The 24499-nt window shown below is 28.9% G+C and carries 18 protein-coding genes and 1 tRNA gene; 11 read left to right on the forward strand and 8 right to left on the reverse strand.

The genetic code is table 11. The annotated features are described in order from the left end of the window. Positions 1 to 45: 45 nt before the first annotated feature. From ACZ49Z_RS03200 to ACZ49Z_RS03210, 3 genes are all read right to left on the reverse strand, one after another. Positions 46 to 627, reverse strand: a complete 582-nt coding sequence (locus ACZ49Z_RS03200) for a HEAT repeat domain-containing protein (protein WP_464306753.1) — start codon at positions 625 to 627, stop codon at positions 46 to 48. After that, on the reverse strand, positions 624 to 5243 hold the full coding sequence (locus ACZ49Z_RS03205; RefSeq protein WP_464306754.1) for a DUF6443 domain-containing protein: 4620 nt from the start codon (positions 5241 to 5243) through the stop codon (positions 624 to 626). The genes ACZ49Z_RS03200 and ACZ49Z_RS03205 overlap by 4 nt, the downstream gene beginning before the upstream one ends. Before the next feature lie 75 nt (positions 5244 to 5318). After that, a complete protein-coding gene (locus ACZ49Z_RS03210; protein WP_464306755.1) occupies positions 5319 to 8837 on the reverse strand; it encodes an RHS repeat domain-containing protein in 3519 nt (1172 codons plus the stop codon). A 687-nt stretch (positions 8838 to 9524) separates the two neighbouring features. Here ACZ49Z_RS03210 and ACZ49Z_RS03215 point away from each other — a divergent pair. The 6 genes from ACZ49Z_RS03215 to ACZ49Z_RS03240 all read left to right on the forward strand — a co-directional run bounded on the left by ACZ49Z_RS03215 (position 9525) and on the right by ACZ49Z_RS03240 (position 13669). Then, complete coding sequence (locus tag ACZ49Z_RS03215; protein ID WP_464306756.1) at positions 9525 to 9941, forward strand: hypothetical protein; 417 nt, start codon at positions 9525 to 9527, stop codon at positions 9939 to 9941. A gap of 347 nt (positions 9942 to 10288) precedes the next feature. Further along, complete coding sequence (locus ACZ49Z_RS03220; RefSeq protein ID WP_464306757.1) at positions 10289 to 11533, forward strand: site-specific integrase; 1245 nt, start codon at positions 10289 to 10291, stop codon at positions 11531 to 11533. 293 nt (positions 11534 to 11826) lie between these two features. Further along, entirely contained in the window at positions 11827 to 12132 is a 306-nt protein-coding gene (locus ACZ49Z_RS03225; protein ID WP_464306758.1) for a helix-turn-helix domain-containing protein, read from the forward strand. Beyond that, positions 12129 to 12542, forward strand: coding sequence for a hypothetical protein (locus tag ACZ49Z_RS03230; RefSeq protein WP_464306759.1), 414 nt, complete (start codon positions 12129 to 12131; stop codon positions 12540 to 12542). Before ACZ49Z_RS03225 ends, ACZ49Z_RS03230 begins: the two co-directional genes overlap by 4 nt. Positions 12543 to 12655: 113 nt before the next feature. Continuing rightward, positions 12656 to 13135 carry a hypothetical protein gene (locus tag ACZ49Z_RS03235; protein ID WP_464306760.1) on the forward strand — a complete coding sequence of 160 codons (480 nt, stop codon included), beginning with the start codon at positions 12656 to 12658 and terminating at the stop codon, positions 13133 to 13135. A gap of 111 nt (positions 13136 to 13246) precedes the next feature. Further along, positions 13247 to 13669 carry a hypothetical protein gene (locus ACZ49Z_RS03240; protein ID WP_464306761.1) on the forward strand — a complete coding sequence of 141 codons (423 nt, stop codon included), beginning with the start codon at positions 13247 to 13249 and terminating at the stop codon, positions 13667 to 13669. Between the two features lie 307 nt (positions 13670 to 13976). On the opposite strand, the gene ACZ49Z_RS03245 is transcribed toward ACZ49Z_RS03240, so the two are convergent. After that, entirely contained in the window at positions 13977 to 14891 is a 915-nt protein-coding gene (locus ACZ49Z_RS03245) for an outer membrane protein assembly factor BamD (protein WP_464306762.1), read from the reverse strand. Positions 14892 to 15213: 322 nt separating this feature from the next. Between ACZ49Z_RS03245 and ACZ49Z_RS03250 the strand changes: the two genes are divergently transcribed. From ACZ49Z_RS03250 to ACZ49Z_RS03270, 5 genes are read left to right on the forward strand one after another with little or no spacing between them, the layout of a single operon-like run. After that, entirely contained in the window at positions 15214 to 15516 is a 303-nt protein-coding gene (locus tag ACZ49Z_RS03250; protein WP_088445138.1) for a 7(1) septoil knot domain-containing protein, read from the forward strand. 10 nt (positions 15517 to 15526) lie between these two features. Then, positions 15527 to 16459, forward strand: a complete 933-nt coding sequence (locus tag ACZ49Z_RS03255; RefSeq protein ID WP_464306763.1) for a hypothetical protein — start codon at positions 15527 to 15529, stop codon at positions 16457 to 16459. Between the two features lie 34 nt (positions 16460 to 16493). After that, positions 16494 to 17471: a hypothetical protein gene (locus ACZ49Z_RS03260; RefSeq protein ID WP_464306764.1), complete on the forward strand. Its 978-nt coding sequence runs from the start codon at positions 16494 to 16496 to the stop codon at positions 17469 to 17471. A 5-nt stretch (positions 17472 to 17476) separates the two neighbouring features. After that, complete coding sequence (locus ACZ49Z_RS03265) at positions 17477 to 19438, forward strand: DUF4365 domain-containing protein (protein WP_464306765.1); 1962 nt, start codon at positions 17477 to 17479, stop codon at positions 19436 to 19438. Between the two features lie 8 nt (positions 19439 to 19446). Further along, positions 19447 to 20265, forward strand: coding sequence for a Shedu immune nuclease family protein (locus ACZ49Z_RS03270; protein WP_464306766.1), 819 nt, complete (start codon positions 19447 to 19449; stop codon positions 20263 to 20265). A gap of 96 nt (positions 20266 to 20361) precedes the next feature. On the opposite strand, the gene ACZ49Z_RS03275 is transcribed toward ACZ49Z_RS03270, so the two are convergent. From ACZ49Z_RS03275 to ACZ49Z_RS03290, 4 genes are all read right to left on the reverse strand, one after another. Next, positions 20362 to 20449 (reverse strand) — tRNA-Ser (locus ACZ49Z_RS03275). Positions 20450 to 20664: 215 nt separating this feature from the next. Next, positions 20665 to 23178 (reverse strand): sodium-translocating pyrophosphatase, encoded by a 2514-nt coding sequence (locus ACZ49Z_RS03280; RefSeq protein ID WP_464306767.1) that lies wholly within the window; start codon positions 23176 to 23178, stop codon positions 20665 to 20667. A gap of 111 nt (positions 23179 to 23289) precedes the next feature. Continuing rightward, a complete protein-coding gene (locus tag ACZ49Z_RS03285) occupies positions 23290 to 23820 on the reverse strand; it encodes an inorganic diphosphatase (protein ID WP_464306768.1) in 531 nt (176 codons plus the stop codon). A gap of 73 nt (positions 23821 to 23893) precedes the next feature. Beyond that, positions 23894 to 24499, reverse strand: a complete 606-nt coding sequence (locus ACZ49Z_RS03290; protein WP_464306769.1) for a DNA-3-methyladenine glycosylase family protein — start codon at positions 24497 to 24499, stop codon at positions 23894 to 23896.

The raw sequence follows: 24499 nt of genomic DNA on the forward strand, positions 1-24499 counted from the left end.
GTCTTGTTAAATAGTATTTACTTCACTATTTTTTAAGTCTATTTATTACTTTATTTTTTTTAAAGCTTTCAAAGCTTCTTTTTTAATCAAGCTATTAGAATGAGTAAGTAGACTAGTTATTTTTCCTATTGCTTTAGTTGATTTTAACCTACCCAATGCATCTAAAGCATGAGGACATACTTCATTATCATCAAGCAACTCAATAAGTACATTTTCTGTATCTGTAGATTTAATTTTTCCTAATGCTAAAACAAACATCTGTCTTGACATTCCGTTTGATTTGTCCTTTACTATTGCTATTACTTTTTCAATATAATCTTCCGTAATTGTCGTGTAGACAGTATTTCCAATAGCCCATTTTAATAACATTTTATCTTTAGGCGTTTTGTTATATTCTTCAAATAATACTGGATTTGCAACACCTATAGCTTCTTTAACTGCTAAAGCCCTAATTATACCCTCTCTTATACCAATATGTTCAATACCATTCTTTAATAAATTTAAAAGAACAGGAATTGCTATAGGGTATGGCTCTTTGGTATTTACTAAATCATAAATATCATCTATTAGCACACCTACTTTGCTTAATTCTGTTTTAACAGTTTCTACTTCTGATATAGTAATCATTTTACTGGTATTGTTTTATTAATAATAGATCCGTTATTTATCAAAGTTTGCAAAGGAGCAGAAAAAGTTGTTTCTGGTCTAGTATGAAGTATCATTTGCAAACTATTCTGTTGTGAATAAAGATGAAAATCTTGTAGTTGTCTTGTAAAACTTAAACTTTGAACATTCTTAACTTCTTCAAGCGTAGTTGATGTTAATCTATCGGGTATTCTGTATTTAGCTGTTCCTGTTAAAGATGGTATTCTAGTTTTTGAAGCACCTATACCAACGGCATCTTCTCCTGCAACACCTAACGCTCTAACCCCTGCCATTCCTGTATCTGCTGTTGCTGTGCCAAAAACACTACCCCAAACATATCCTAAACCTTTAGCAGCCCATCCCCAAGAGAAGAAAGGAGAGCTAAACTCCATTGGAGTACAAGCTCCTGAAGCCATTGGCTTTTCCTTGAAAATATCAATTAAACCCCAAGAAGAAATCTTTGTTCCTGCACCTGTGGTAAAGCTCATTAGATTATCAGTCGCAACCAATTTACTACCACTTGCATCGGTAACACTGCCATCAGCATTTAAATTATATGAGTATTCTCCCTCTAAAGAAACAGTTAAAGATGCATTTACAGCTGTTGCATTTTCGTAACCTGCTGCTTTAGCTTCTTCAACTGTATTAACAGTTGAGTTGTAGGCTATAGTTTTTTCACCATCAACTATTGAAGTAATCCATCCATCAGCAGACATTCCTGTTGGATCAATAAAATATAATGGATTGTTGTTTAAAAATGAATATGGTGATATATTTGAGAACTTTTCAGCTAGTGGGTCAAGGATTGGTGTTCTAACTATTGCTGGGTCATACATCCTTGCTCCAAAATCGTACATATTCAGTGATAGCTCATCTTGCCACTCTTTATTTTCAAACTTATACTGTTGTGCAAGTGCATTGGCATTGGCTAAGTTAAATAAATTATTGTATCCTTTGTGTTTTAATCCGAAAGGGTAATAATTATTTTCTTCAACAATTTCATTGGTTGCATTCACTTTTCTAATGCTTAAATCGTCAAACCATACTGTTCCACCACCATTGTTGTCTATTCTTAAGTTTATTGTTGCAATGTTCGGCTGTATTGTTACTCTTTTTTCTAAATATACCCAACGATTTCTTTCATAGGTAATGATGTTTTCAAAAGTTGTATTATAAGCTGTCTCGGTAGCTGTTTTTTGACATAAGAAGATCTCTGCCGAAGTGTTTTCTGCATAAACCCATCCTGAGAATATGTACTCTGTTGGTGCTGTATTGCTTATAGGTACCCATGTGTTACTATGCACATACAACTCACCAGCGGTTAACTTTTCTATTTTTCCAGAAGTGTTCCCGCTGTGTTTCCTTGTTGTGTCATAGGCAGAAACAGTTCCTCCATATAAAGCTCCTGTACTGTTCCATCCGCTTGCGCTTTCAAAACCATCATAAAACAGTTCTGTAGAACCTCCTGTTATAATACCATCATTATTCGAATCGGCATAAGAAAGTCTTACATTCCCTAAATGGTCTTTGTATTGGAATACATAAGAAAACATTCCAGAATTGTTAGAAACATAGCCTTCGGGTTGTGAAAAAAATTGTAGGACATTGTTTTCATAGATATAATTACCCGCATAATGGATTACTTTGGTTGTGTTTACATATGTAGGGCTAGGCATTTTAATTCTGCCATTTATAACATCACTTTTTGAAACGGTTTCTTCCGATTTTGATAGTGTTTTTGGAAGTGTACTTATAGGCTGTTCTATAGGTTCTAACACCTTTTTTTCAATTTTCACACCATTTGCGTCATATTTATATACTATCGTTTTTGGATATGGATGTACTCCTAAATCTTGGTTATTAAAAACAATTTTCGTTGGCAAGTTTAAATGATTGTACTCTATTTTTGTAATATTTTTATTTTTATCTGCAATCATATTTCCGTTTGCGTCGTAAAAATAATCATTACCAACAGTATTACCGTCTTTAAACTCTTCTGAGCTAATTACATTTGTTACATTGTCTTTAACAGCCAATAAACGGTTACCATCATAGGTATAGTTTAAAGCATCAATAAAAAGACTCATTGAAGAAGGAGGATTTGGCCAAACAGGAGGAGTGTTATAATTTGGGTTGGCAGATTGCCTATTAAGTCCTTTTATGTTTCCATTCTTGTCGTACCCTGTAATTTTTTCGTTATACCTGTTTGTTATTTTATCATTTTCTTCAAAATGAGCGTCTTTTATGCGGTTCAAGGCATCATACTTGTAATAATAAGAACGTAAAGTCGTTGACGTATTATTATCTGTGATCCATCGAGTTCCGCTTATGCTTCCATTAAACAATGATTCTCCTGGCGCACCATTATAATTGTAAGGTGTGTTTTGCTCTTGATAATTTAAATTAAAAGCAAACAAATCATTTCCTAAATGACCTAGATCATTAATATTTTTTAACCATCCTCTAATATTATAACTATAATCAACATTCTGCAAAGGACTTGCTTCATTGTTTCCAACTCCTTTTTTAATCAATTGCCCTAATTCATCATAGGTATTTTTCACAATCAATTGTTCTGGCTGTGCATTGATTTTTTGCTTTTGCGTTAATAATCTCTCCGCATGATCATAGGTAAAAAAATCTTCAACGGTTGTTGTAATACCTGCTTTAGTATGTGTAGTCTTCGTTTTTAAAACTTTCCCTGTGAAATCAAGTTTAGCATAGGACCAATCTTCAGTTGCTAAATAGTCGTTTTTAACATGTGTTTCCCATACTCTACCTTTATTGTCATAATAAGAAGCTGTAGTAATCCAATGATTCGTTTCTAAAACTTTTACTCTAGAAACGGTTGGCAACCCTTTTACATTGGCAACAGTGACCATACCTTCCCAAGTACTAGTGGTAACAGCAGGATTCAAACTTATTTGATTGCCAACTTCATAATTATCATAATATTGTATTGTAAGAATTTCGATTTCATCAATAGCTGAGAAATTTGGAAAAGCAACATTACTATAATAGATACTTGTACCAGCAATTGTTATTGGTGCTACTAATTTTGTTTCGAACCAAACAGGGCTTGGTTGATTATTAATATTATTTTGAATGGTCGCTCGATCATTATCTGGAGTTGTTGTCCAAAGACCAGTATAAGCAATTCTACCAAAAACATCGTATTTAGTAAACAACCATTTGTTTTTTGCTTTTAAATTAGCATCTTGAGTTAAAATTGGTCGGTCTAATTTGTCATAAATGATATATTCCCAATCTTTACCTGGAAGTTTCTTCTCTACTAATCGGTTTCTGTAATCATATTTGTATTGATACCCTAATTTATCAATATCATCATTTGCAATCGTCGTAGGAGCTTCACCAGTTAAAGTATTTAGATTAAAATTAATATCTATTAGTAAACCGTAAACAGGAGTACCGTCTCCAGTAATATATAGCTTGTTATTTTGTAAATAAGCCGAGTAATGACTAAAATCATAACCAGCACCTAATGAAGTTTGAATACCTATTGGTCCTAAATTAGCGTCTGGTAAACTTACATTAAACCCTAAAGCCGTCAAATCGAGTGCAGCACTAGTCGTGTTTAATGTTACTAATTGATTTTGCAACCCTATAAAAGCAACCACAAATGTATTATTAGCTAAGCTTATCGCTCCTTGATTATTCCAAGCTGCTGCTGGACTAAATATGTAAACCGTTTCAATATTATTCAACTCTATTGAAGGCTGGTTTTGCCAATCGTATTGTTCTAAAGGATAAGTGTTCATTTCTGGAGACAAAACATAGGTTAAGTTTCCATAGTCATCATAAACATAATAAGTATTGTGCCATCTGTTATTATCGAAATTTCTTTTTAAAACTACTTGGCCTTCTTTGTTCTTGAACTCAACAGTAGTATGGTCATTACTATTGGGTTGTGTAGCCGACCAATTCTCATCTTTAGTTACTGTTTTATACAGTTCATTTGCAGCATAATTACCATTATAAACAAAAGAAATATCGTATAATTTAGTTGTTGCATTCCAAGTTGTAACTGCTTTATAATGCTTTACTTCTCCAGCTGAATTGGTTTGGTAATCCATTTTAATTTCGTGTCCAGAACCTAATGCCCAAGCATTTCCAGGTGCGGCTTGTTTGAAAACACGCCCTAATGGAGAAGGCTCTATTTCTTTCTCACTAAAAGGATTTGTTGTTGTTTCAAAATTTGGATTACCTGTTAATGAAATAGAATTTGTAGCATAGAAATTCAAAGTATTCGTTCCCCCATTAGGATCATAATTAGCATTGGTATTGGTATGTACGTAGGGTAAAAATTCCTTAGTTTGCCTTCCAAAATCATCATACTCTATATGGTTAATGATATCTTTCCCACTTGCAGATTGCTTGTGCACAATTTGTTGAATGGGTCTACCCAACCCGTCTACATAATTCACCTGTACCGCAACATGAGTTGGGTCGTTTACATCAATTGTTGTTTGTGTACTTGCCTTTTTATACGTGGTACTTTTAACGTAATTTTGATTTTGACTTTGTCCTAAAACAAAAACAGGCAATAAAAACAACAGCGTAAAAAATATTTTTTTCATACTTTTTAATATTTGCCTTTGCGTTATACAAGATGATAACTGTGTCATTTGTTTCTTATTTTTATTCATCTTGAATTAGTTTTTATAATGATACTCGTTCTTACTTAAAACATTACCTTCATGATCTTCTACATAATCTAAACGATTAAAAGCATCATAATGATAGGTTGTTTTACGACCTCTTGCATCGGTAACTGTACTTACGCCTACTAAAGGTTTGTAGGTATAAGACGTTATCATGGCGTTTGGCAAAGCAGTTCGTAATGCATCTAAAGCATCTAATAAAGCCGTTTCGTTTCCGCCTTCGGAACTCGATTCTATTTGGTTATAAATTTGAATTGGTATATCATTGAAATTACTATTTTCAACTTTGGCTATTAAATTATTATTATGATTGTAATCCCACAATAATGTAGTTGTTTTATTCTCTCTTGTTTTAATTTCTCTTGGCATGTCTTTGTAATAGCTTATTATTTCGTATTCTGTAAACATTTCAGCTAGATTATAAGTATTTGCATCACTTTTTGCAGTTTTTATAATTTTTAATTTTGGTTCTGAAATATTTAAATTAAAATCAAAATACTCATTATGTTCTGAAGACAATAATTCAAAACTACTTGTTCCATTACGTCTTTCAAATATACTTTTGTGTATTATTTTATTTAAAAAATTTCTTTGAATTAGGTTCGAAATTGCACTTACTTCAGATGCTTGAATTGAATTATAATTAACCAAGTCATAAGGGTATTTTAATGAGATTAAAACCTCCTTATCATTAAACATAAATTTATGATTACTCAATAGGTTTTGTGAATCATACTTGAACTCTTCATGCTTTATTATAGAATTCCCATGAAAATAATTTTTAATATTCTTTTTAATTAAATTGGTTGGTCTCTGGAAATGAATGGAATTTGTTGTGTAAAAATATATTCCAGTATTTTCTAGCCTCGAAGTTTTTAAATCTTTATTAGGATTATTTGCCTCATAAATATGAGTATTTAAATAATCAAGAGTGACATTATTTATGTATTTGTAATTTATAAAATCATTACTATTAAGATCGTATTCATAATCTTCTTCTTTTAATAAAACATTTAAATTATTATAATATTTCCTTGAAGTTAGTTTACTATATAGGTAGCTTTTTTCATTAAAATACTGATTTTCTGGAAAAGGAAAAACATCTTGCCCTTTTTTTTCCACCAATCCATATAACACTTTCAAAGGCAAGTAATTAGTATTTAAATTACCAGCCCATACATCCATTGTGAATGTAGTTAAACCAGACGAACTAGTACCTACATAATAACAATTTCCATCTCCATAGTTAGCTTGAGGACCAAATGTTAAATCATCACTTGGACCACTAAAAGAATTTACCTCACTTTTTATTTCGCTTTTATTATAATAAAAATAATTATCAATGTAACCATTATTTAATTCGTTATACTCTCTAACGTTTGTATAAACAATTTCATTACCAAATTGATCACTTTGATTGCCTAATGGATGTGTTGATAAACAAATCATCTTTTCAGCAATTTGATTTATTGTTTTTCCCGAATCAGTCAGTCTTTTAAAAGTTGTAATTTTAGAATTTAATGTTTCTATAAAAGTATCTGCATTAAATTCAAATTCATTATTCACTGCATAATTTGTAAAATAAGCATAAGAAGGTTTGTATATTAAATTTCCACTTGAATTATTTGTTCCAAATAATTCATATTTATATTTTCTTTCAAACTTAATTTGAGAATCAAAATCTAAATAGCTTAATTTTTTCACTCTAACACCTGGTCCAAATTGATTTACAACTTGCAAACTTGAATCAAAAAAAACATTTGATTCGTATTCAATCTCCAAGCTCCCTTTTGTAGGAAACTCTATTTTATTCATTGTCCCATATTTAACCAAAACGGGAGAGGTATATTTTTGAAAACCAGAATATATATAAAATTGATTTGGATCAGACGTTGAATAGTAGCTAATTTTTTTTCCATTATTGTCATAAGGCTGAACATATAATGAAGAGAAAATTGGACTATTAGTTATATTTGAACTATTATTTGCATAGTAACCAAATAAGTCAGTTTTCCAATATTGATTCCTAGCTGGAATTAGCTCTGGATTCTGATAAGAAAATTTATAAGAATTTAAATTTTCACTATCAATTATTTCAGATAAAAAAATCCTGTAATTATAAGAATCTTGTACTCCTTTATAATTATATATATTTTTTTGCAAAGTAAAAGATTTAATTGTTTGTAAATTATCTTCTCCAAAATAAGACTTTAATGTAATTTGTTTCAAGTTTTTACCCCCTTGAGAACAATCGGGTCTATTGTCATCATAATCAAAAACAATTTTACACTTTCTAATGTACTCAATATTTGATAATTTAAAACCCTCAACTCCGAATTCGATATCATAAATGGGGGTATTTTGATTATTTTCCAAGAGGGGTGGAGATAAATTAGTCTTATGATTTAAATAAAGCCCCACATGTTTTCTAGGAACCTCTCTTTTGAATTTAGTCTTAACATTATTAAGATAATTAAACTGTATCCTTCCATCTGGTGTAACAACAGTTGTTAGATGCCATTTTCCAATATATGTTTGTTCTAAAGTGTACTGAAACATTCTTAAATCATGACCTACTGGATAATTTTGATTAAAAACAGTTCTTATATATTCATTATCATTAAACTCAACTTTATCAAAAGTATAAATAACACCATTTTTATCTGTAACAATAAACTTCGTAATTGCTTTATCGGGATCATTTCTATATCTATTACCATTTTGCCAACTTTTATAGTGGTTAATATTTGAAATAAAATATTCAATTTTTATTCCAGAATCATCTAAAGGTACTGCTTCGAATTGTTGTTCAATTATTTCTTGATCCGGAGTATTATCATACTCTATTTGAAATTGATCCTTAATCTTCAAAATAAATTTAAAACTTCTTTCTCCTACTGAAAAAGTAAAAATATCTCTTTCTGTATCAATTTCAGAAAACTTAGAATCTTTGGCTTTTTTTGCTAAAATCGCATCAACTTCATTGGTTGTAATCTCCAAGTTTAAACATTTCAAAGTTGAAAAATTAGGAAAATTTGTTAAAAAATTATTTGAAAAATGACTTGTTGCAGAACCTCTTTTTGATGCAGTGTTCCCAATTACACCTGTGAAATAAAAATTACTATCATTTCTACTATTTTTTCCTGAATATAAATCATGAATACCTGTTTTTTCAGTTAGCTCATCTGGTTGTCCTTTCAACTCCCTTTTAATAAAACATTCCCCAACTAAATTCCATCCAATTGCTACATCAGACGAAGTTTCATTTATTTTAACCCCAGATGTTGAATAATTTAAACCTATAGGTATTTGTACATATTTGTCCCCTATAGTATAAAATGGAATATTTAAACCAAACTTACCTGATTTCAAATCCACATTCCCTTTTTCCGTGTAATTTGAAAAATCATTAAATTGTTCAGGTAATTTCACATATGAATCTTCTAAGATTTCTTGAGAAAAAAAATTTACTTGTATAAATAATGATAATAATAATAACTTTGTTTTCATTTATGTTTTTTTTTATTTGTTTTCATTTATGTTTTTTTTACTAGTACTCAAAATATATTTTCCACAACTTAAACAACAGTCTAATACTAGCATTTTCTTGTTTTAATAAAACTATTAAAGAAATCCTAAATCTATATTTTTGGGCAAAAATAACTTTAAAATTAGAAAATTCAATCATTGATTTGGTATTTTTCTGAAAATTCAATTAATAGTGTGAGTTTTTCTTTCTTTTTTATAATTTAAAGTGGAGAGTCTGCTCTTTATTTTTTTACCTAAAAAGCATACAGTATGACTAAATGATTTTTTACACTTTTTAAGGCACTACCAAAATTACTCTTGTCAAACAGAAGAAAACTGTGTTGATAGTTTTTTTTTCAAAAGAACTTATGATGCTCCCACTCCAGATAAAATATCATTTAAATCAAAACTGACGAAAGAGTACAGAGATAAAATCTCGGATGATATTTTTTGCCATATAAACTTTTATATCAATGATAAAAAAATATTTACAACTCATGATGTATTTATATATAATGAAGAGGATTCATGTCGTTTTGTTATTAAAACAACAAATTTTATGAAAGAAAACTTTAAAGAAGAAGATTTTTATAAGTTAATCGATTCGTCTAAATCTTTAAAAGTAGAACTTGTTTATGATGATGCTGAAGAAAAATTTACTTTTACAAAATGCAGATAAAAAAAATACTATTAATTTTAATCATTAGTTTACAAAATTTGTCTTGTCAAACAGAAGAAAACTGTATTAAAAACATATCTATCGAAAGAATTTATGATGCTCCTTTAGCCGATTTGATTATTATAGATGTCGAAATGTCCGAAGAATATCTGGATAAAATTTCTGATGATGCTCACTGCCATATTAATTTTTACATAGGTAAGGAAGATTTTTTTACGACGCATTTTGTGGTATATGAAAACGAAAGTAAGAACTATCGCTTTAAGATCAGAACACCCCATTTTAATTATAAAAAAAACTTCAAAGAAGAAGATTTTTATAAGTTAATCGATTCGTCTAAATCTTTAAGAGTAGAATTGGTTTATGATGATTCTGGAGAAACATTTACTTTTACAAAGTGTAAATAAAATTAAACAGTAATACGGTTTAATTCTTGATCTGATTTCTTTTTAGTCTTACAATTTTATATGCGTAATTTATCAAATCCACAGGTTTTGGACTTGATCCCTTTATCCATAAAACGACTAAAGTGACCAAAAACAGAAAACCCTTTAAATCATGAGATTTAAAGGGTTTAATTGTTTTTGAGCCGTGCTCTGCGGAGAAAGAGGCTCCCGAACTTTTAATATTTCAGTTAATTCAAATTTATCTAATATCCTTTATTTATAAAGGTTTAAGCGTTATTTTTGGTAAAGATAAGTAAAGTTTTATTATCTTTGACAAATAAAAAACGGCAACTATAACGGCAACTATTATGGGTAATGTAATATTTAGTTTAAAATCTCCAGTAGATGAGAAAAAAGAAAATCTAGTTTTATTAGTTTTCAGATATGATGGTAAAAAACTGGTTTATTCAACTGGTCAAAAGATTTTATCAAAACATTGGGATTTTGAAAACAAATGTGCTGAAGGAAAATCTAAATTTCCTCAAAGTGCTGAATTTAATTACTACCTAAAAACGTTAAGAAACAAAACAGAGGAAATTTATAGAAATTCATTAATTGAAAGTAAACCACTTTCTATTTCTGAATTTAAAAACGCACTAGATATTTCACTTAACAAAGTAAAGCAAAAAGAAACTCCAACTCTTTTAACCTTTATTGATGAATTTATAACGAAAAGAGAACTAGCAGGAAAACCAAACGGCTCAATTCAAGTTTATAAAAAAACTTTAAAGCATCTTAAAGATTACAGCAAAAAGTATGGTAAATTAAACTATGAGGATATTGATATTGAATTTTTAGATAAGTTTCAAAACTTTTTATATTCTGCTCCACGTTCACTTTCTGTAAATTATTCATTGAAATTAATTCAAAATTTAAAACTTTTTTTAAATGAAGCCTCTGAATATGGTTATAACATTAATACGGCTTACAAAAGCCGAAAATTCACTATTAAAAAAGAGGATATAACACATATCTATTTAACGATGGAGGAACTTGAAAAAATGTATAATGAGGATTTAAGCGAAAATCCAAAATTGGATAGAGTTCGAGATAGTTTTATTGTAGGTTGTTTTACTGGTTTAAGATTTTCAGATTTTAGCAACCTACAACCTCAACATTTTAAAACGATTGATGGTGTTGAAGTTGTGGAAATTGTAACTCAAAAGACAAAACAAAAGGTAGTAATTCCAGTACATCCAAAAGTAAGAGCCATTTTAAATAAGTATAATGGTGTAATGCCTAGACAAATTACAAATCAAAAGATTAATGAATATCTTAAAGAGTTGGGTAAAAAGGTAAAGATTAATGAGGATATTTTAATAGTAAGAACCAAAGGAGGACAAAGAACAGAGGAAATATTTAAAAAATATGATTTAATAAGTTCACATACTGCAAGGCGTTCGTTTGCAACAAATAGTTTTAAATCTGGAATGAGTTCTATAAATATTATGCGAATTACTGGACATTCAACAGAGGCAAGTTTTTTACAATATATAAAAGTTACAAATGAAGAAAATGCAGTATTAATGGCACAAAATAGCTTCTTTAAATAATTGTAATTGAGTAAATTACAATAGTCTATTAAATTGCACTCAAATTTAATAACTCCTTTATTATGAAGGAGTTATTTGTTTTTTTGTCGAAATTATTTGCAGTTATCGAAAAAAAGTTAATACATTTGCAACATAGAATTAGAAATGTACTCTAATTTAGCGAACTATACCTCTTTGTATAGTTATTGACAAATAACAACTTCGCCGTAGCATCCCTTTTGAATTATTAAGTTGTTTGAATTTTTTTATTAATTTTTTCAAACAAAGTCTATCTAATTGGTAGCAGTTCTACTATGGCAATTTATTTGGAAGGGATTTCAATCCTAGAATTTAAAGCACTCATAAAAGAAAGTGTTAGTGAGCAATTTTCAAACGTTTTAACGGAACAAAAAGAAAATGCTATTGAGAATAATGATAAACTTCTAAACAGAAAAGAAACAGCCAAAATTTTAGGTGTTAGTTTAGTTACACTTCATAAATGGTGTTTAGAAGGGATTGTTCCTAGTTATCGTATAAATACTAGAATCCGTTTCAAAAAAGAGGATTTGGATAAAATCCTTGAAAATCCTAGAGGAATTAAATACAATACAAAACGATGAAAGCAAATATAATAAATTTTGAATATTGCTTATTTCAAAAATCGGCAATAAAAGGGGTTTTCAACAAGAAAAAACCTAAAGATGAGTTTGTATTTGATTTTATTAAGTTCTCAAAACCAAAGGCAAATTATTTGCTTGAAAACGATGTTGTTGAGGTTGTGCAAAGTTGGAAATTAATTGGAAAACACAAAGTTAAAATACTTCATTCTGGACTTTTCAATTTGGGTAACGGCATTTACATTGGTAATAACATAAACGAGAAAAACAAAAAGGATTTTATCCAATTGCATTATGAAAAAGAGCAACAACAAATACATTTCTTTTTAGTAAAAAATCGCAATCCTAAAAACAAAACTCAATTTGCTAATGAATTGATAGAATACTTTAAACTTCTTAATTTATTGAAATGAGTAAGGGTAAAATCTTTATAATCAACAAACGTGTTATTTTAGATTTTAAAATGTGCATCTCGGAATATTTAGTATTAATGTCAATTGTGAAAAGTGAAAGGAAATTTAAAACAATGCACAAAGGCACTAGAGTAAGATATTCCGAGATTAAAGGAATACATATTGCAGATGAATTATTAATTAATCCTTCAAATGTATCTAGGCATATTAATAAGCTAAAAAAAAAGTATTGTATTGATAAGACAAAGTTTGGTTATTGCGTTGCTGAACACATAGAGAGTTATTTTAATGATGTTTCTAGTAGTGATTGTATCTTGTTTTATAATGATGTTAGATTATATGAGTTTTGTAAAACTCCAGAGCAAATTTTAATTACAATGTATCTTTGGAATGAGTTTTACTTAAAAAGCAGGGACTTAAAAAAAATTGAAATTTACACCAACAACCCCGTTAATAAAGATACAGTTGATAATACATTGGAATATTTAAACAATAATCAAACAATAAGAGAATGGAAAAATAAGATTGTATTTTTAAGTAAATCAAAGCAAGTATTTTACGATGTAATTAATGAAAGTGAGATAAATTATTAATTGTGGAATCTTGCAATAAACGAGATAATATATTAACAGTATTAGATATTAAAACTGAAAAACAAAAACGTACTATTCTCAAAAATTGCAAGTTTCTTAAAAACTAAAATTATGAATGTAGAAAATGAAAATCCAGAAAATGAGAACTCAAAAAATTTGGGGCGTGAAAAAAATGTGAGAGGTCAAAACAAATTGACTAAAGAAAGTAAAGCGGTTTTATTCGAGGCGTTGAAAACAGATTTTCAAAGATTAGAAAAATTACTAAATTGTTGCAGTTTAGATGAAAGAGCAAATCTATTAAAAGGATTTACAAAATACCTTACTACTGGCGATGACGAAATTTCGCAGGAAATGAGAAAAATATTGTGGGAGCAGTTAGAACCACATTATAAGAAGTTGAGGTTTTATGTACCTCATTTGACCCCAAAAGAGAAAATTACTGTATTGAGAGGTTTTCTTAATGAAATTACACCAGTACACCGAAAAGAAGCAGTAAACATAATAGTTAAGCAAAATATTAAGTTTACTACATAGGTAGGTATAAGGGCAAAATAGATTATTTTTTGATTTAAAAGATTAAAGCATTACAAGAAACTTTCTTATAATGCTTTTCTTTTATAATTCAAGTGATTAGAAATTAATAACGTGGGTACAAGTCACTAAAAGATAATGAAAGCAACACTTTTATATTTTTTTTAGTAATTGATTTAAAAAACAGAATTAAATAATGATACCCCCCCTTTAAACCTAGTTTTCAAAATACACTACAACTAGGTAACACTTTGACCTCCGAGATGAGTATTTTTCTGAAAAATGGTATTTTGATAAAATTACCTTTGATTTATTGAACGGATAAAATATTTCCTTCTAAATCGACTTTTGCAGTTACTACCTCTATAATTTTTGCACCAAATGAATTTTTACCTCTAAACTTCATTTGAACTAACAAATAATTTCCTTTATCTGAATAAGTTGTTTTTATGTGGTCAAAACTTGAAGGGTCATTCATATTATCTTTTACATAACTCTTTAAAGTAGAATGTGAACCATCCCAAGATGAGAATTGAAGTTTAATTTTATTTTGTCTTACTGCAATAACATTATTTTGGTTTTGTTGTTCCTCATTAGGAATGATTTTAATTACAGTTTTTAATTTGTTGTTGAATTTATTTATTGCGATACTATCAAATTGTTTTTGATAAATAGATTGGTGTAGTTCCGCAGTACTTTGCCAATTACCTTCAGTTGCTTTTTTTGATAATTGAAAGTAAATTGTATCTGAATTTTTAGAGGTTAAATGTTTATTAATATAATCGCCTTGCCAAAATTTTACAATACTATCAGACCAGGTTTTTTGAAAGTCTTTATATGCTTTTAATTTTTCAATATTTTCCTTTTCAATTGCAATACTTAACTCCTTAATTTTTTGATTTGCAATTCCAATCTTTGAAACGGCATCTTTGTAATTTGTATCATTTGATCCAACTTTCTCAAAATCTTTTATAGCAAGTTCGTATTTTCTATCATTGAAATTATCAACTCCACTTTTATAATAATCTATTGGATTGAATATAGCCAAAATAATAACCAACAGCATTAAAGAGGATATTAAAGCAAAAAAAGAATAAAGAATTTTTTTCCAGAGTAAAGAATTTCTTTTAATGATTCCAATTACTCCAATTGGAGGTAAAACAAAAAGTAAAACGATTAATAACGGTTTATTATCATACCATTTTTTTGAATTTTCTAAAGTCATAAATATAGAGTTAAGTTAATTTCACATATCTATTTTGACTTTCAAAAAGTTCCTTACGTTAATCCGTAAACGCATAAAAAAAGCGTACCACGACATCACGCTACTGCTTACAATGGCTCGGCAAAGCCCAAACACAAATAACGGAGCGGGTACGCCGACTGGCGTACTCGTTTTTCCATCCCTTGTGTTTGTGTTTGAATTTTGCCGATTCTTGTAAACAAGGACTTCTAAAAGTACTATATCTTTTCCTCAAATTGGAGGAAGTATTTCTATTCTGACAAATTTACATTTTTTTAATTAAATTTGAGTAAAATTAAGTAAAATGAAACCTCAACATCTATTTTTATTCATATTCCTTTTAATTGGGTTTAAATCTCATTCTCAAAAAGTGTTTTATACTTCAAATCCAAAAGAAGCAAACTATAAAATTTTCATCTCAAAAAATGAGTATGAGGCAAACTGGATTGTACTAAAAACAAACTGGATAAAGAATGTAAAAAGAGGTATTTGGTTTGAAGTTAATTATAAAAATGAAGCCGATTTAATTGTTTATGTAGTTAATGAAAAATACCTTGCCGATAAAGTTGTGTTTTTTACAGAGTATGAGAGTAAAATAAAATATTAAAAAATATAAAATGGATTTAAACCTATTGACGATTTCAAGAAGAGCAGGATTAAGTAATATTATAGAAACTTCTTTTAATGATGCAAATAAAAAAATATTAGAGTTAAAAAATATCAATGATAAAATTTATAATTCAGATGAGTTTTCAATTGAAGAGAAACTACAAAATTGTGAATTTACAATCATTGGTTTAGTAAGTATTTTTGAACATCAAATAAATGAAATTCTTAAACAAATTTTAATTTCTTATCCTAAAAAATTTGGAGCAAAGAAATTTGAAATTGATGAGTTATTAGAGGAAGGCTCAATATTAGAATTATTTCATAAAAAGGCAACTCAAAAAATACTTGACCTTGCTTATGGAAAATTCGAAGGTTTTATAAAATCCTTTTCAGATACATTAGAATTAACCTCAACACTAGATGAAAGTTTAATAAATGAAGTAAATGAAATAAAGTGTACTAGAGATTGTATAATACACTCTCAAAGTAAAGCAACAGATTTATATTTCAGTAAAACTGGCTCAAATGCTAGGCGAAATAATAGTAAGAATAGGTTAGATGTAGATTACATTTATGTAGAAAATGCAATTAATAAAATACAACAGCTTTTACAAGATATAGAGAGTAAAGTTCCTAATAAATATAAATTATCAAATAGAAGTTATGTTTTTAAGCAAATGTGGGAGGCAACTTGTTTAAATAGACGAGTTTCATTTGATAAGGCTTGGGTAATTGAAAGTCCTAGTATGGTAAGACCAGTTGATATTGAGCGTGAATTTGGGTTTTCAAGTTCAGAGATGGAAGTTTACAATTTATTTAGACAAATGTATAGTTTCAATAGGTATAAAGTTGATTTTAGCTTTTATTTTTCAAGATGGAAACCACAATCTAATGAGTATCAAATTGCAACTTCTTGGCTAGATTATCAATTTTATTTTTAAAGGTTTAATTAATGAGTAAAATTAAGTATTAGAGATGGATGTAAGGTATTCGAGAGAGGTATTGAGTTTTTCAGATAAAGAAATTGATAAAAACCACTACAAAGAGGTAGTTCAAAACTTATTGAATAAATCATTCTCTAATAAAGATATAAGTTTAGCAGAGGAACAGTTTATTTGTGGTGTTATTAAACTTTTGAGAGATGAAAAAAATGAATTGAGTTATAATTTAAAAGATGTTGCTTTTTGTAAAAATTATATGTTTAGGCATCTATATATTATTTACTTTAATGATTTGAATGGTAATAAAGATATTTATGATGCAAATGGTATTATAAGTATATATCAAAAAAGAGAGGATGTTGATTTTTTAAATAAAGAGTATATTGATTGGAATAATAAAATTGAAAATAAGCAAAATGGAAATGAATTAATAAATTTTATTTCCAAAGAAACTAATGAGCAATTAAAGGATTTAAAAAGTTTTTCCAAAAGAAATTCTTTAGGTAGCAATTATATGAATTATTTAAAAAAATCATTAACTCTACATAGTAAGTACATTTATCTTACAGTCAAAGAATTTTTTCAAGAAAATAATTTCAAACAATTGGAATATATAATAAATAATGAAAAGATAATTATAGATGCTTATTCTTATGTACACATACTTTTTAGGCATTTTGCTGAAGGCATCAAAAAGCATCAAAATAAATCATACCATTTTGACCAAGATGTAAATTTTAAAAATATACCAACGGTTTTAGGTAAAATAATTGAATGTTATAAAAGCAATATTGATGAAAAACAATTTAATAAGCAATACATTTTTTTTACCTTAAATGATATTAAATATGCTATGTGGTTTAAGAAGACTACTATCTATTTAAAAGGTAATATTAAAAATGAGTTTTTGAGGATTCAAACATTTTACCCAATAGTTGAAAATAGAGATTTAAAAAAAATAGAATTGATGAGGTTAATTGAAACTAACTGTGGTTATAATTTTTACATATAGAGCAAATGAAACATAATATTAATGAAATAAAACTACCAAAAGATTCAAGAAATGAGCAATTAGAAACAATCTCTAAAAATAAATTTAGACTTTTTTTTGATGAAAAAAACTTCATTTTAAAAGAAGAACCTATTGATAACGGTGTAGATTTTCGCATTGAATTAAAAAACGATGGAATTAAAATTGGTTTTGGATTAAATTTTCAATTAAAAAGTTCAGAAAATACAAATTCTAATAATGATGGTAGTTACAGCAAATCAATTGAAACTTCAAATATTGAATATCTTTTAAATAATGGTCAAACAGCATATTATGGATTTTATATAGTAAATGAAGATAAATTCTTTTTTGAAAATTTAAAAACTATAATTTTTGAATTAAATAAAAAAGACCCAAATTGGCAAAATCAAAATAATCACTCAATAAGATTTACTAAACAATTAAGTTTAGATACAATTAATGAGATTTTTGAAACTACACTAAAAGAAGGGAACTTAATAAGACAAATTCACTCTAAACTTGCTGAAAACATTAATAATTTAGAAAGTGATAGTAAAATAATAATTGATTACAATGGTAATTTAGATTCCGATGAGGAAATAGAAAATTTTATAAATAAATACGGTCTTTTCTTGAATGATAATTGCAAATGGAATGAAATACTTGAATTGCATAATAAAACCTCAACAGGGTCTTCAAAATCGGCATTATACAACTTTATAATAGGTTTGTCACTTCTTTATTCTGGAGGTTATTTACAATCGTTGGAACACTTTAGAAAAGCCAAATTAAACAGCAGTACTTTATCAAAAGATATTAATGATTACTTAATATATTATCATGCAGAATTGAGTTTGTTATTTGGTTTAATTAAAGAGGATGAATATTTAAAAGAGATTCAAAAAGCCTCAAATAATTCAAGTTTAAAGCATTACATAGAATTAAATGAAATTGAAACCTTTAAAGTTGAAATGTACTCATCCGAAAATTTTCAATCACTAACTTTTGAAAATAAAATCAATGATTTTTTAAATAATGAAAGTATTCATTACCGAATTAAACATCTTGCAAAAATTAGTTTATTAAATTATAAAGCTGAAAAATTAATTTGTCAAACCCCTTTTATACTTGCAATTTCAAATTTTGAATATTTGCATCTAAATTTTACGGAATTGAATAAAGAGTTTAGAAGTGTTTTACTAGAGATTCAAAATTCCGATTCCGATTTTATACTTTATAATTGTGGATTAACTCATAATAAATTTTTAATTCAATTTGATGCACTTTATAAAATAAATTTTCCAGAAGGAATAGGTAAAGAAACATTAGACGATATTATTATTTCTATTTTGAGAACGTATGATTATTTTTTAGAGATTGGTCACGCTCACAATCAAATATATTCTTTATCAGTTTTACTAGAAGCATATCAAAATATTGAAGATATTAATAAGATTGAAGAAACAATCTTGAAATTAGATACATATATTGAAAAGTGTTACAATCCAGAGTTAAAAGTTAAAATTGATTTTATCAAAACTGGTGGAACTTTTGTAAATTATATGGTTAATAAAAGAAAAGAGGTAAGGATTTTAAAAGATGAGGTTGATAAAATGAGGAATGAATTAATCGAGATTGATAAAATTGAAGAAAACAATAAAATTAAATATAAAGATGCTTTAACAATACATTTATTTCCAATAGGTTATTTTAAATTTCCAAAAAATGAAATTGAAAAGGTCTTTCACATACTTGAAATAGAAAGCAAAAACCTAAAAGCCCATTATTTGAAATTATTTAAGTTTGTAATTCCAATTGCAAATATTTACGTTTCTAAAATTGAAAAAGAAGGTGCGTTAAATGGCAATTTGGAATATGGAGGTATAGAAAGTTATCGTAAAATGTATAAAATTAGAAAAGCGTTTTATGAGAATAATTTTCAAAGAATAGAATTAAAATTTAATTAAATAAGAGTATGCTGTTTAAAAAAGATTATAGAATTTTAAGTGAGGATGAATTAAATCAAATTGAAAAAGCAGAAAATTATATTGCAGATTTGAAGAAAAAAGGAATAAGTGTTGACCAACTAAACATTTTTCATAAAATGCTTCCTAAATCTGCTTATAATTATAAATCTTATTTTCCAAATAATTATTTACATTCTGGTTATGATACTAGCAATGAAACCCTAGATAAAGGTTTGAATGATTTTATTAATTTGATAAAATCAGTTGAAACTGATGAGAGAGCAATTTTAAATTTTATTAATAAAAATGAATATTATTTTATACTTGATTCAATCTTCTTTAAATACAACTTTGGTCATCACGATGCTTATTTATTCAAGGAATTTGAATTACCTCCAAACTATATAGTAGATTATTTATTAGTTGGGAAAAATTCATCTGGTTACGAATTTGTCTTTATAGAGTTTGAACACCCAAACAAAGAAATAACCCTTGCCGATGGTAGTTTAGGGAATTCCTTCAGAAAAGGAATTAAACAGATTGAAGATTGGGATGAGTGGATTGATGCAAATTTTCAAAATTTAAAAACTGTTTTTAAAAAGTATCAAAATCCAAATATAAATTTACCTTCAGAATTTTATGAATTAGATAAAACTAGAATACACTATCTTGTAATTGCAGGTCAAAGAAAGCATTTTAACGAAAAAACATATCGTTTAAAAAGAAAAGGCATTAATAATATACAAATATTGCATTATGATAACTTAATTGAAACTACAGAATGGATTTCAATCGAAAAGAAAAAATTAAATGATGTTAGAGGATAAATAATAACTTTTTTAACCAAAAGAGGCAACTATAACGGCAACTATAAAATAAAAAACCCTGTAATAAATTGATTTACAGGGTTTTATTTTGAAAAGTGGCGGAGAAAGAGGGATTCGAACCCCCGGACCTGTTACAGTCAACAGTTTTCAAGACTGCCGCATTCGACCACTCTGCCATTTCTCCAGTATCATTCGCTTTACTTCCGTATTGCGAGTGCAAATATAGAAGCTTTTTTTTAGTTTCAAAAAGAAAATTAAAAAAAAATTAAACTTTTTTTCAATTAAAAAATCAAACAATTAAAAATGAGAATATTAGACCTAAAAATATTTTTAAAAAAAATATCGACCAAATTGCCTTTACTGGCATTTTAGCCGATATTTCTATTCTTTATTCAAAAATTATTCTCTCAGTGCTGCTATTTTAGCATCTACTTCCAAATCATTTCCTTCAAAAATCTTTTCTTCGACTACTTCTTTCCCATCAATAATCGATTTAATAACAACAGTAGCTTTCACAACTCCATCGTCGCCTTTCTTTTTATCAATACTAATATCTACTATTTTCTTTTCAAAACCATGATTGCAATTTGGACCATGCACATGAACGGCTTCACCTCCTTGCAAAACTTTACAATTAGGATTTATACATCCTTTTTTTTCACATTCTGAAATATCTTTAGAATGACACACTACTACTTCACCGTGTTTATGGCAACAAGATGCAGATGTTGGTGTGGAATGCCCTCCTAATATTGGAGCAATCACTAAACCTATTAAGCAAGTCAGTTTAATTAAAATATTCATAGAAGGCCCTGAAGTGTCTTTAAAAGGATCTCCAACAGTATCTCCTGTTACAGCCGCTTTGTGTGCATCTGAGCCTTTATATGTCATTTCTCCATTAATCTCTACACCTGCCTCAAATGATTTTTTAGCATTGTCCCATGCACCACCAGCGTTATTTTGAAAAACAGCCCATAAAACACCCGAAACAGTTACTCCTGCCATATATCCTCCTAACATTTCTGCTACCAATTGATTATTATCTGAATATACTAACTTTCCAACAATAACAATCAGAATTGGAAAACCAATTGTTAAAATACCTGGAAGCATCATTTCTCTTAAAGCTGCTTTAGTAGAAATTTCAACACATTTACCATATTCCGGTTTTGCTTTTCCTTCCATTATTCCTGGAATCTCTTTAAACTGACGACGCACTTCATAAACCATGTCCATAGCAGCTTTCCCAACCGAATTCATTGCTAATGCAGAAAACACAACTGGAATCATTCCTCCAACAAATAACATTGCTAATACAGGAGCTTTAAAAATATTTATTCCGTCTATATCTGTAAAAGTAACATAGGCTGCAAAAAGAGCCAAAGATGTTAATGCCGCAGAAGCGATTGCAAATCCTTTACCTGTTGCCGCTGTCGTATTCCCTACAGAATCTAAAATATCGGTACGTGTGCGCACTTCTTTGGGTAGTTCACTCATTTCTGCAATTCCACCTGCGTTATCTGCAATTGGACCAAAAGCATCTATCGCCAATTGCATTGCGGTTGTTGCCATCATTGCAGAAGCCGCCAAGGCAACACCGTAGAACCCTGCCAACGCATAGGTTGACCAAATTGCTACTGCAAACAATATAATTGTTGGAAAAGTAGAAATCATTCCTGTTGCTAAACCTGCAATAACATTTGTTCCAGCTCCAGTTGATGATTTTTGAACAATAGCCAATACCGGTTTAGTTCCCAATCCTGTATAATATTCTGTTACTGATGAAATTGCTCCACCCACAAACAAACCGATTAATGATGCATAAAAAACTCGCATTGATGAAATATCTTGCAAACCTTCTCCAAAAAATTCCATTTTCATTGTTTCTGGCAACATGTATTTTACTAATACAAAACAGGCAATGGCTGTTAATGCAATAGAAACCCAATTTCCTATATTTAATGCTGATTGTACTTGTTTTTCTTTTGCACTATCTGAGGTAATTTTCACCAATAGCGTACCAATAATAGAAAATAAAATTCCAAAACCAGCTATTGTCATTGGTAATAAAATTGGACCAATTCCTCCAAATGCATCGTCAATAGCCCCACCCATATCTTTAATCACATAATTACCTAAAACCATTGCAGCTAGAACCGTTGCCACATAAGAACCAAACAAATCGGCTCCCATTCCTGCAACATCTCCAACATTGTCTCCAACATTATCTGCAATAGTTGCTGGATTTCGAGGATCGTCTTCTGGGATTCCTGCTTCAACCTTTCCAACTAAATCAGCTCCCACGTCTGCAGCTTTTGTATAAATACCACCTCCAACACGAGCAAATAGAGCAATAGATTCTGCTCCAAGAGAGAAACCTGCTAAAGTTTCCAGCACTACCGTCATATCGTTTGTTGAAGTCCATTCTCCGTTCATAAAGATTCTAAAAAAGAGAATAAAAAATGCCGTCAAGCCTAAAACTGCCAACCCAGCCACACCAAGTCCCATCACCGTTCCTCCACTAAAAGAAACTTTAAGCGCTTCTGGCAAACTTGAGCGTGCTGCTTGTGTGGTTCTTACATTTGTTTTTGTTGCAATTTTCATTCCCATATTCCCAGCCCATGCCGAGAAAATCGCTCCACATATAAAAGCTATAACAATCAACAAATGCGTTTGTACACCAGGAATAAATGTTATTCCTGCCAGAACAATACTAGCTCCAATAACAAAAAAAGTTAATAGTCTGTATTCCGCTTTTAAAAAAGCCAATGCCCCTTCATAAATGTAATCTGAAATTTCTTTCATTTTACCATCTCCTGCATTTTGTTTTAAAACCCAGGCTCTTTTATACATCATAAAAAGAAGCCCAATAATTGCCATAACAATTGGCACATAAATCATTATTGAATCCATAAAATTTTCAGTTGTTTTTTTGTTAAAAATTAATAATCATCCTTAACAAAAATAAACAAAAAAGGCAATATTCCTAATTAATATTGCCTTTTTTATGAATTCTATTAAAAATTACTTAATACTAAATAATCCTTCTGGTTTGTTTTCTAACTGATCAAAACGTTGCTTACACTTGATATAAATATCTTTTGCTTCATTTATATCTCCCCAACCTTCAACATCAACTTGTTTGTTCTCTAAATCCTTATAAACTTGGAAGAAATGCTCAATTTCTTTTAACAAATGTGAATTCATATCTGATAAGTCATTCAATTTATTCCAAATTGGATCTGAAACTGGTACACAAATAACTTTTTCGTCTGGTCCTTTATCGTCTGCCATGTGAAAAACACCAATTGGCTTAACTTCCATCACACAACCTGGAAAAGTTGGCTCGGTAACCAAAACCAAAACATCTAGTGGATCTCCATCAAGCGCAAGAGTTTCAGGTATAAATCCGTAATCTGCTGGGTACATCATAGATGAAAACAACATTCTATCGTATCGGATTTTTTTTAAATCAAAATCATATTCATATTTGTTTCTACTTCCTTTTGGAATCTCAATAAGTACATCAAATGTAGTAACTTTATCTGCTGTCATTTTTTATTATATTTTTATAAAGGAGTGCAAAGATAATGAAACATTCGCTATTTAAAGAAGAAGTAACCTTTTTTTAATATACCAAAGGTTTTCTGTTCCTTTTTTCTAAATAATAATGCCATAAGAAAAACGAAGCCATCGTTCTATAGGGTTTCCATTTCTCAGAAACCTTAAGAATTTGCTCATCTGTTTGACAGTTGTATAATTCTTTAATGGTATTTTTAATAGCAATATCACCCAGAGGAAGCACATCTTGTTTATGGAGAGAAAACATTAAATAAACATCTATAGTCCAATTACCAATTCCTTTAATTTTGATTAATTCTTTTCTAATTTCCTCAGATGTTTTACCAGCAAAAGTACTTAGATTAATATCACCTTCAAGAACGGTATTTGCAAGCGCTTTTAAGTAAGTTACTTTTTGTTTACTTACTGCATTATTTCTCAGTTCCTCTTCTGATGCATTTAAAATTGTTTCAGGAGTTATTTCTTTCAAATAAGCCTCTAACTTTAGATAACAAGCTTTCGCTGAAGCTAAAGACACCTGCTGTTCTAAAATCAATTTAGCTAAAGTTTGAAAACCTTCAGGCCTACTTGGAATATAAGGCTCTCCATATTGATCTAAAATATTTTTCATGATCACATCATGAGAAACCAAATACTCAATTGCCTTATCCAT

The organism is Flavobacterium sp. KY-23415, assembly GCF_055384985.1.

Bases quoted from the DNA above. Each gene is read 5' to 3' on its own strand.
- ACZ49Z_RS03200 (WP_464306753.1), bottom strand. From the start codon at position 627: ATGATTACTATATCAGAAGTAGAAACTGTTAAAACAGAATTAAGCAAA.
- ACZ49Z_RS03205 (WP_464306754.1), bottom strand. From the start codon at position 5,243: ATGAAAAAAATATTTTTTACGCTGTTGTTTTTATTGCCTGTTTTTGTT.
- ACZ49Z_RS03210 (WP_464306755.1), bottom strand. From the start codon at position 8,837: ATGAAAACAAAGTTATTATTATTATCATTATTTATACAAGTAAATTTT.
- ACZ49Z_RS03215 (WP_464306756.1), top strand. From the start codon at position 9,525: ATGCAGATAAAAAAAATACTATTAATTTTAATCATTAGTTTACAAAAT.
- ACZ49Z_RS03220 (WP_464306757.1), top strand. From the start codon at position 10,289: ATGGGTAATGTAATATTTAGTTTAAAATCTCCAGTAGATGAGAAAAAA.
- ACZ49Z_RS03225 (WP_464306758.1), top strand. From the start codon at position 11,827: ATGGCAATTTATTTGGAAGGGATTTCAATCCTAGAATTTAAAGCACTC.
- ACZ49Z_RS03230 (WP_464306759.1), top strand. From the start codon at position 12,129: ATGAAAGCAAATATAATAAATTTTGAATATTGCTTATTTCAAAAATCG.
- ACZ49Z_RS03235 (WP_464306760.1), top strand. From the start codon at position 12,656: ATGCACAAAGGCACTAGAGTAAGATATTCCGAGATTAAAGGAATACAT.
- ACZ49Z_RS03240 (WP_464306761.1), top strand. From the start codon at position 13,247: ATGAATGTAGAAAATGAAAATCCAGAAAATGAGAACTCAAAAAATTTG.
- ACZ49Z_RS03245 (WP_464306762.1), bottom strand. From the start codon at position 14,891: ATGACTTTAGAAAATTCAAAAAAATGGTATGATAATAAACCGTTATTA.
- ACZ49Z_RS03250 (WP_088445138.1), top strand. From the start codon at position 15,214: ATGAAACCTCAACATCTATTTTTATTCATATTCCTTTTAATTGGGTTT.
- ACZ49Z_RS03255 (WP_464306763.1), top strand. From the start codon at position 15,527: ATGGATTTAAACCTATTGACGATTTCAAGAAGAGCAGGATTAAGTAAT.
- ACZ49Z_RS03260 (WP_464306764.1), top strand. From the start codon at position 16,494: ATGGATGTAAGGTATTCGAGAGAGGTATTGAGTTTTTCAGATAAAGAA.
- ACZ49Z_RS03265 (WP_464306765.1), top strand. From the start codon at position 17,477: ATGAAACATAATATTAATGAAATAAAACTACCAAAAGATTCAAGAAAT.
- ACZ49Z_RS03270 (WP_464306766.1), top strand. From the start codon at position 19,447: ATGCTGTTTAAAAAAGATTATAGAATTTTAAGTGAGGATGAATTAAAT.
- ACZ49Z_RS03280 (WP_464306767.1), bottom strand. From the start codon at position 23,178: ATGGATTCAATAATGATTTATGTGCCAATTGTTATGGCAATTATTGGG.
- ACZ49Z_RS03285 (WP_464306768.1), bottom strand. From the start codon at position 23,820: ATGACAGCAGATAAAGTTACTACATTTGATGTACTTATTGAGATTCCA.
- ACZ49Z_RS03290 (WP_464306769.1), bottom strand. From the start codon at position 24,499: ATGGATAAGGCAATTGAGTATTTGGTTTCTCATGATGTGATCATGAAA.